This window comes from Parazoarcus sp. PS-13 R2A, from assembly GCF_057621855.1.
Map to the genome: position 1 here is coordinate 98730 of NZ_JBYEXN010000018.1, position 8803 is coordinate 107532.

Here is an 8803-nt window from a genome sequence, read left to right on the forward strand (position 1 = left end):
GTTTGCGATCGGTATTGCAACATTGTAGCATTAGCACGCCCGGTCGATTGCACCTCATTTTTCGACCGCCCTGCATTCATGCCTGATGGAGATTTCATGAAACAACGTACCGTCGCGCTGGCCATGTTGCTGAGCGCGAGCACCGCCTTTGCGCAGCACCTGCCTCACGAGCATGGCGTGGCAGAACTGCGGGTGGCGATTGCCGGCAACACCCTGCAGATCGAATTCGAGAGCCCGCTCGACAATCTGGTCGGTTTTGAACATGCGCCACGCTCCGATGCCGAGCGTATGGCACTGGCGCAGGCAGAGGTGATTCTGAAGGGCGTCGAACGCATCGTGACCCTGCCCGCGAAAGCAGCATGCGCGGTGCTCAGGACCGAACTCGAACAGCCCTTTGCCGAGTCATCCGCCGGCAGCGACAGTGGTCATGCGGAGATGAGCGTCGTCCACACCTTGCAATGTGCGACGCCAAGCGCGCTCACCGGGCTGGAGGTCAGACTGTTCGAGCAGTTTCCCCGCATTCGGGAGATTCGGGCCGAGCGTGCTTCGCCCCGTGGTCAGGTGGCGGCGAAGCTGACGCCGAAGCAACGCATGCTTTCACTGTGAGCGCCGCCGCGGTCGAGGTGCGTGATCTGCGTCTGCGCTGGCCGGGCGCCGGCGCGGATTGTCTTGCCATCGACCGTTTTGAGCTTGCAGCGGGGGAGCGGGTGTTTCTGCAGGGGCCAAGCGGCAGCGGAAAAAGCACCTTGCTGGCACTGATCGGTGGCGTGCTTGCGCCGACCGCGGGAAGCATCTCGGTGGCAGGGCAGGTGCTCTGCACGCTGTCATCGTCGGCCCGCGACCGTTTTCGCGCGGACCACATCGGCTTCATCTTCCAGCTCTTCAACCTGTTGCCCTACCTTTCTGCGCGCGACAACATTCTGCTGCCCTGCCGCTTTTCGGCCGCCAGACGCGAGCGCCTGCTGCGCGCCGGACGAAGGCCGGACGAAGAGGTGCTGCGCCTCGCCGAACACCTTGACCTGCCGCCCGAGCTGCTTGCGCGCCGCGCGTCCGAACTCTCGGTGGGCCAGCAGCAGCGGGTGGCCGCGGCGCGCGCCCTGATCGGCGGGCCGGGACTGGTGGTCGCCGATGAGCCCACCTCGGCACTCGATGCAGACCGTCAGGCCGCATTTCTCGATCTGCTGCAGGGCGAGTGCGCTGCCAGCGGGGCGGCGCTGCTCTTTGTCAGCCACGATCCGCGCCTGGCGGCGCGCTTTGACCGCGTGCTAAACCTTGCGGATATCAGCCACGCTGCGGGAGGTGCGTCGTGAGCCCGGTTTGGCACCTGTGCTGGCGCAGCATCGCGAACCGGCGCTTGTCGGTCGGGCTGACCGTTGTTGCGGTGGCGCTGGCGGTGGCAATGCTGATCGGCGTCGAGCGACTGCGCACCGAGGCTCGACACGCATTTGCCCGCACCATCTCCGGCACCGACCTGATCGTCGGCGCGCGCGGCGGGCCGGTGCAGTTGCTGCTGTACTCGGTATTTCACATGGGTGACGCCACCAACAACATGTCGTGGCAAAGCCTGCAACAGATCGCGGCCTTGCCACAGGTCAATTGGGTGGTGCCGGTCTCGCTCGGCGATTCGCATCGCGGCTTTCGCGTGCTCGGAACCACGCCGGCTTTTTTCGAGCGCTACCGCTATGCCGAGGATGAAACCATCGCTTTCGCGGCGGGCCGTTCGTTTTCTGCGGCGCCCGACGGCATCTTCGAGGCGGTGGTTGGTGCGGAGGTGGCCGCGCGCTTTGGCTATGCCGAGGGCCAGCGCATCGTACTCAGCCACGGCAGCGGGGGCGGGGTGAGCTTTTCCGATCACGCCGACAAGCCCTTCACCATCGTGGGTGTCCTGAAGCGCACCGGCACGCCGGTGGATCGCACGGTGCTGGTGAGCCTGGAGGGCATCGAAGCGATTCACGTCGACTGGCAGGCGGGGGCACCGATTCCCGGCGTGCACATTGCACCCGAGCAGGTGCGCAAGTTCGACATTTCGCCGAAGACGGTGACCGCTGCGCTGATCGGTCTCAAGAATCGGGTGACGGTGTTCAGGGTGCAGCGCCAGATCAACACTTTTGCGGCCGAGCCGCTGACCGCGATCCTGCCCGGTGCGACCTTGCAGGAACTGTGGTCGCTGGTCGGTGTGGCCGAGCAGGCCTTGCTGGCCGTGTCCGCGCTGGTGGTCGTGGTCGGACTCGCCGGCCTCGTCGCGGTGATGGTCGCCAGCCTGGGCGAGCGCCGGCGCGAGCTGGCCATCCTGCGCGCCCTGGGTGCCGGGCCGCGACAGATTCTGGCGCTGCTGATGCTCGAAAGCATGTCGCTGGCCCTGGCCGGGATCTTAATTGGCCTGGTCGTGGTCAATGTCGGCACTGCTGCGCTGTCACCCTGGCTCGCGGCAGAATACGGGCTGCATGTCCGCATCAGCTGGCCGTCGACGGCGGAATTGAGTTTGCTGGGGGCCGTACTGGCCGCCAGTGTGCTGGCAAGCGTGGTGCCGGGTGTGCGGGCCTATCGCTATTCGCTGGCCGATGGCATGACGATCAGGATCTGAATATGAATTCCATGAAGTGGGCCATTGCCGCAGTGGTGGGCACGCTTGTGCTTGCTCCGCTGCCGGTACTGGCGCAGAAGGCGGGCCAGGATGGCTACCAGGTTGGGCAGCGGCTCGGCCAGACGGGCAAGGCAGGGGCCGGGCGTTTTCGCGAGATCAGCTGGGACGACCTCATCCCGGCCGACTGGAATCCGGAGAAGTTCTTTCTCGATCTCAAGCTCAACGATCTGCAGGACAACGATCCGCGCGCAGCCGAGGTGATGCAGAAGATCCGCGAGGAATGGGATCGTGCGCCGCTGGTGCAGCGCTTCAACGGCGAGCGCATTCGCATCCCCGGCTTCATCGTGCCGCTGGAAACCGACGGCAAGACCATCCGCGAGTTTCTGCTCGTTCCCTACTTTGGTGCCTGTGTGCATGTGCCGCCGCCACCGGCCAACCAGTTAATCCATGTGATGCCTGACAAGCCGGTGAGCGCCAAGCTCGACATGTTGCCGGTGTGGGTGAACGGGGTGCTGAACGTCGCCCGCTTCGAGTCGGATCTGGGTAACGCGGGTTACCAGTTGCGCGCCATCACGGTCGAAGAATACAAGGAGCCGATGCCCAAGTAGTACGAAGGCGCCGGGCTAGGTGGTGGCGCCGGCGACGAGCGCGGCGAATTCGCGGTTCAGCATTTCCGCATCGCCAAGATTGAGGGCGAGCAGGCGGCGCAGATGGGTGATGCTGTCGAGGTCGATTTCGCAGCATGTCAGGCCAAGATGGCAGCCCTCGGCGTGTGCCACATGAGCTTCCATGCGGATGACGGTGCAGGTGTCGCTGAGCGTGATTTCAAGCAGGCAGCGTTCGTCCAGCGCCACATCGGGCAGGTCGCCGTCGAATGCCAGTAGCGCGCCTCTGAGGGAGAGGTCGAGCACCGCGCAGGCGAACTCGCGGTCGGCCACGAGCAGCCGTCCCCCGCTGCTGAAGTGAATGCGGGAGTACTGTCGGCGTTGTTCGCTCATCATGTGTCTCCTCAATCGGCATGGCAGCGCGCATGAGCGGACATTCTGCGGCGCACGGAAAGTGGCAGCAAGCACGTTGGGGCGTCATCTGGCGGAAATTCTCCACCGCTTTGTGTGGTTTTTAGCGGCAGGGCCGCAAGTATCCGGTCATCCGTGCTCAATCCTGTCTAAAATCGGCCCTCAATCAATACCTAATCTGGGGAATGCGTGACTGATTCAAGACCAGGTGGAGCAGGTGCGACGCCGATGGCTGGTGCGCAGTCAGGGGCAGAGGACGCTGTGGCTGCAGAGGACCCGCGTCTGGTCGATGATGCATTGCTGGGATGCCTGTTGCTGGTGTCGCGCGGACATGGCGCGGCACTGACACCGGATGCGCTGCTGTCCGGTCTTCCGCTCGAAAATGGCAAGCTGACCCCTTCGCTGGTACCGCGCGCGGCCCGTCGCGCCGGTCTTCATGGCCGTGTCGTCAGTTGTGCGCTGGAGCGTATCAATCCCGCGTTGCTGCCCGCCATTCTGCTGCTCGACGACGAGCGCGCCTGCGTGCTTGCGGCCTGGTCGGACGACCGCAGCGAAGTCGAGGTCGTTTTCCCCGAGCTTGGCGAGACCACCGTTACCCTGCCGGCGGCCGAGCTTGCCGCCCGCTATGCCGGCCATGCAATCTACCTGCGTCCCGGTTTTCGCTTCGATGCCCGCGCACCCGGCGTGCGCAAGACGCGCGAGGGGCACTGGTTCTGGAGCGTGATCGCCGAGAACCGGGCGCTGTACCGCGATGTGCTGCTGGCGGCGTTCATGATCAACGTGTTTGCCGTGGCAATGCCGCTGTTCGTGATGAACGTGTACGACAGGGTCGTGCCCAATCACGCCACGGACACGCTGTGGGCCTTGTCCATCGGTGTCTTTGTCGTGGTGACGGCCGATCTGGTGCTGCGCACGATGCGCGGGCATTTCGTCGATCTTGCCGGCAGTCGCATCGACGTGCGCCTGTCCAGTTTCATCATGGAGCGGGTCCTTGGCCTGCGCATGGAGGCGCGGCCAACGTCTGCGGGCTCGTTCGCGGCCAACTTGCGCGCGTTCGAGTCGGTACGCGATTTCATCAGCTCGGCCACGGTGGTGGCGTTCATCGACCTTCCCTTTGCCCTGCTGTTCCTGGCGGTGATCGGCTGGATCAGCTGGCAGTTGCTGATTCCCTTCGCCATCGGCGTCGTTGTGCTGCTGGTGTACGCAATGACGGTGCAGGGGCGGATGCACGAGTTGTCTGAAACCACCTACCGTGCCGGCGCCCAGCGCAATGCCACGCTGATTGAGGGTCTGGTCGGGATCGAGACGATCAAGGCGCTGGGCGGCGAATCGGCGATCCAGCGCAAATGGGAGAGCAGTGCTGCGCTGCTGGCCCGCGTCGGCGCCCAGTTGCGTCTGCTGTCGGCCACCACGACCAATGGCGCGCTGTGGGTTCAGCAGTCGGTGAGTGTGGCCATCATCCTGATCGGTGTGTATCTCATCGACGAACGCCTGCTGACCATGGGCGGCCTGATTGCCTGCTACATGCTGTCTTCGCGCGCGATGTCGCCGATCAGCCAGGTGGCGGGACTGCTTGTGCAGTATCACACTGCTGCCACTGCGCTGCACTCGCTCGACGAGCTGATGCAGCGCCCGGTCGAGCGCCCCGAGGACACCAGCTTCGTCAGCCGTCAGGGGCTCAAGGGCGATATCGAGTTCCGTGATGTCAGCTTTTCCTACCCCGGCGAAGACACCCTGGCCCTGCGCAACGTCTCGCTGCGGATCAAGCCCGGCGAGCATGTGGCCATCCTGGGACGTATCGGCTCCGGCAAGACCACGCTGGAAAAGCTCATTCTAGGTCTCTACCAGCCGACTTCGGGGGCGGTGCTGGTGGATGGCATCGACCTGCGCCAGCTCGATCCGGCCGAACTGCGCCGCAATATCGGCTACGTGCCGCAGGATGTGACGCTGTTCTACGGCTCGCTGCGTGACAACATCGCGCTGTCGGCGCCGCTGGCAGATGACGCGGCCATCCTGCGCGCAGCACAGATTTCCGGCGTGCTCGAATACGCCAATGCGCATCCGCGTGGTTTTGACATGCTCGTGGGCGAGCGCGGCGAGTCGCTCTCGGGCGGTCAGCGTCAGGGTGTGGCGATTGCACGTGCGGTCATCAGCGATCCCCCCATCCTGTTGCTCGACGAGCCGACTGCGTCGATGGATCACTCCAGCGAGGAGGCGGTGAAGGGCCAGCTGCGCAAGTATGCCGAAGGCCGCAGCATGATCGTGATCACCCACCGCACCTCCCTCCTGGACCTCGCAGATCGCATCATCGTCATCGATGCCGGCAAGGTGGTGGCTGACGGACCCAAGGCCCAGGTGGTGGAGGCCTTGCGTCAGGGCCGGATCGGGAGGGCCTTGTGATGAGTGACAACAAAGCCGGGGGCGGCGGCGTCCAGGAACGTGCGTTCAAGGGCATCGGCAAGGTGTCGGCGCAGGTGGACAAGCGCGCGCGACCGTTCTCCGAACGCCTGTTCGGCCGGTTTGCGCCGCCCGAGCGTGAAGACAAGCTCGACTGGGCGGGTGACGCCGACTGGGCCCGCCTGCAGCAGGAGCCCCTGCGAGCGCGCATGCTGTTGCGCGGGGTGGCGGCTGTGGTGCTCATCCTCCTTGTGTGGGCCGCCTTTGCGCCCATCGACGAGGTCACCCGCGGCGAGGCCAAGGTCGTGCCGTCGACCCAGTTGCAGGTCATTCAAACCGTCGATGGCGGTGTCGTCGAAGAGATGCCGGTGCGTGAGGGGCAGATCGTCAACGCCGGTGACCTGCTGCTGCGTATCGATCCGACACGCTTCGTCTCATCCCTGCTGGAGAACCGTGCGCAGTACTTCGCCCTGCAGGTCAAGGCTGCTCGTTTGCAGGCGCTCACCGCCGGCACCGCGATGACGGTTCCGCCAGAGGCCGAACGTGAGGTGCCGGATATCGTTGCGCATGAACGCCGTCTGTACGACTCGACCCGCGCCGAGATGGAGGCGCAGCTGTCGATTGCGCGTCAGCAGCTCAACCAGCGCGAGCAGGAGCTCAACGAAGTGCGTTCGCGCCGGGAGCAGGCCGGGCGCTCCTTTGATCTGGTGCAGCAGGAGCTGACCGTCACCGAGCCGCTGCTTGCGTCCGGTGCGGTGTCCGAAGTCGATCTGCTGCGCCTGCGCCGCGACGTCTCCCGCCTGCGTGGCGAGCGCGATCAGGCTTCGTCGCAGATTCTGCGGATTCAGTCGGCGATCAACGAGGCCAATGGCAAGATTCAGGAGGTTGAACTCAATTTCCGCAACCAGCTGCGCAACGAACTCTCGGACACCATGAACAAGCTCGGCAGCCTGTCCGAAGGCAGTCGCGCGCTGGAAGACAGGGTCAAGCACGCCGAAATACGTTCGCCGGTGCGCGGAACCGTGAAACGTCTGCTGGTGAGTACCGTCGGCGGCGTCGTGCAACCGGGCAAGGAAGTGGTCGAGATCGTTCCACTCGACGATGCGCTGATCCTCGAGGCCAAGATTACGCCCAAGGATATTGCATTCCTGCGTCCCGGCCAGAATGCGGTGGTCAAGTTCACTGCTTATGACTTCGCCATTTATGGCGGTCTCGACGCCGTTGTGGAGCAGATCTCGGCCGATAGCGTGACCGACGACAAGGGCAATGCCTTCTACATCGTCCGCGTGCGCACGCTCAAGAGCAGCCTCGGTGAAAACCTGCCAATCATTCCCGGCATGGTGGCCGAGGTCGACATCCTTACCGGCAAGAAGACGGTACTTTCCTATCTGATCAAGCCCGTAATCAGGGCCAAGGCCAATGCCTTGACGGAACGATGACAAAGCATTTCTTTCTGAGCCCGGACCGTCAGCTCCTGCCCCGTTGGCAGGAGGCGTTTCCGGAGGCTGTCGCGGTGGCCACCGTGCCCGTGGGTCATATTCACGACGATTCCAGCATTCTGTGGGTCAGCACCCGCGTGCCCGACTGGCGCGAACAACTGGCGCAACAACAGGGCGATGCAGGCATCCGCAGCGTCGTGATCTCCGGTACCCCCGGCCAGATCGAGGGGCTGCAGGCCCTCGAAGCCGGCGCCCGGGGCTACTGCCATGCCTATGCCACGCCTGCGATGCTGCGCGAGGTGGCGGTCGTCGTGCTTCACGGCGGCCTGTGGGTGGGTCCGGAGCTCATGGCGCGAGCGATTCGTGCCACCAGCGCGGGTGGGGTACCGACAGATCTGTCTTCGGAGCACGCCCTGGCGGGCCTGACCGAGCGCGAGCGCGAGGTCGCGCTCGCTGTTGCGCGCGGGCTCACCAACAAGGAAGTCGCTGCAGCGCTCGACATCACGGAGCGCACGGTCAAGGCCCATCTGTCAGCCATCTTCGAGAAGCTTGCTGTGCGCGATCGCATGCAACTTGCGTTGAAGATGTCCAGCCATGCAGGTGCGCTTGCCCCCTGAGCGTGAGCTAAGTCACGGCTTGTCCACTGGTCCAATAGAGGCGGAGAACGCAGCCCGATAAGGTGTCTGCCATCGAACCCGTTTCCCGATGCGCTGCTCTGGCGCACGGGGCAGCAGATCAGGAGAGCAGAACATGGCAAGCGCAAAGGCAGTCGCAACCGTCGTCAGTATCACCGGCAAGGTAGAGGCCAGGGACCAGGCGGGCAATCTCCGCCTGCTCAAGGTTGGCGACGCCCTGCTCGAAGGCGAGACCCTCGTGACCGCAGCCGGTGCTCGCGCCGAGCTCCTGGTGGTTGCCGACGGCAGCATCGTTCCGGTCGGTGAAGACCAGGCCGTCCTGATCTCGGCCGACCTTTCCGAGACCACCCGTCCGCAGGCCAATGAAGCGCAACTGGCTGACGGCACCATCCAGCAGGTCATCCAGGCCCTCAACGACGGCACCAGCCTCGACGACGTGCTCGAAGACCCGGCCGCCGGCCTGACCGGTGGCGGCGGTGGCGACGGCAATGACTTCGTGCGCCTGCTGCGGATTACCGAGGGTGTTGATCCGTTCGAGCTCGAATTCGAGACATCCGCAGCAGCCGTTGTGCCGGAACTGCGGGCTGCAGGAGACGGGACCGACGAAGCACAAACCGTCACCACAACGGATGAGACGGAAACGCCGGTTACGGTGGCGCCGGTCAATGACGCACCTGAGACCAACGCTGTAGCCGCAACGGGTGAAGAGGACGCCGCCTCGATCCCGGTCAG

The 8803-nt window shown here is 64.5% G+C and carries 9 protein-coding genes; 8 read left to right on the forward strand and 1 reads right to left on the reverse strand.

Features of this window, described 5'->3' with window-relative positions; genetic code table 11:
- Window positions 1-96: 96 nt before the first annotated feature.
- Genes AC22G6_RS16280 through AC22G6_RS16295 form a run of 4 tightly spaced genes read left to right on the forward strand, consistent with a single transcriptional unit; the run spans window position 97 to window position 3192 of the window.
- On the forward strand, window positions 97-606 hold the full coding sequence (locus AC22G6_RS16280; RefSeq protein WP_234418826.1) for a DUF2796 domain-containing protein: 510 nt from the start codon (window positions 97-99) through the stop codon (window positions 604-606).
- Window positions 603-1310 (forward strand): ABC transporter ATP-binding protein, encoded by a 708-nt coding sequence (locus AC22G6_RS16285; RefSeq protein WP_487367621.1) that lies wholly within the window; start codon window positions 603-605, stop codon window positions 1308-1310. Before AC22G6_RS16280 ends, AC22G6_RS16285 begins: the two co-directional genes overlap by 4 nt.
- Window positions 1307-2584 (forward strand): ABC transporter permease, encoded by a 1278-nt coding sequence (locus tag AC22G6_RS16290; protein WP_487367622.1) that lies wholly within the window; start codon window positions 1307-1309, stop codon window positions 2582-2584. The genes AC22G6_RS16285 and AC22G6_RS16290 overlap by 4 nt, the downstream gene beginning before the upstream one ends.
- Window positions 2585-2586: 2 nt before the next feature.
- Window positions 2587-3192 carry a DUF3299 domain-containing protein gene (locus AC22G6_RS16295; protein ID WP_487367623.1) on the forward strand — a complete coding sequence of 202 codons (606 nt, stop codon included), beginning with the start codon at window positions 2587-2589 and terminating at the stop codon, window positions 3190-3192.
- Window positions 3193-3207: 15 nt separating this feature from the next.
- On the opposite strand, the gene AC22G6_RS16300 is transcribed toward AC22G6_RS16295, so the two are convergent.
- Window positions 3208-3582: a PilZ domain-containing protein gene (locus AC22G6_RS16300; protein WP_487367624.1), complete on the reverse strand. Its 375-nt coding sequence runs from the start codon at window positions 3580-3582 to the stop codon at window positions 3208-3210.
- Between the two features lie 246 nt (window positions 3583-3828).
- On the opposite strand from AC22G6_RS16300, the gene AC22G6_RS16305 reads away from it, so the two are divergent.
- The 4 genes from AC22G6_RS16305 to AC22G6_RS16320 all read left to right on the forward strand — a co-directional run.
- A complete protein-coding gene (locus AC22G6_RS16305) occupies window positions 3829-6000 on the forward strand; it encodes a type I secretion system permease/ATPase (RefSeq protein ID WP_487367625.1) in 2172 nt (723 codons plus the stop codon).
- On the forward strand, window positions 6000-7436 hold the full coding sequence (locus AC22G6_RS16310) for an HlyD family type I secretion periplasmic adaptor subunit (protein WP_487367626.1): 1437 nt from the start codon (window positions 6000-6002) through the stop codon (window positions 7434-7436). The genes AC22G6_RS16305 and AC22G6_RS16310 overlap by 1 nt, the downstream gene beginning before the upstream one ends.
- Window positions 7433-8053, forward strand: a complete 621-nt coding sequence (locus AC22G6_RS16315) for a response regulator transcription factor (protein WP_487367627.1) — start codon at window positions 7433-7435, stop codon at window positions 8051-8053. Before AC22G6_RS16310 ends, AC22G6_RS16315 begins: the two co-directional genes overlap by 4 nt.
- 133 nt (window positions 8054-8186) lie before the next feature.
- Window positions 8187-8803: retention module-containing protein (locus AC22G6_RS16320; protein ID WP_487367628.1), on the forward strand; the 617-nt coding region annotated here is incomplete at its 3' end.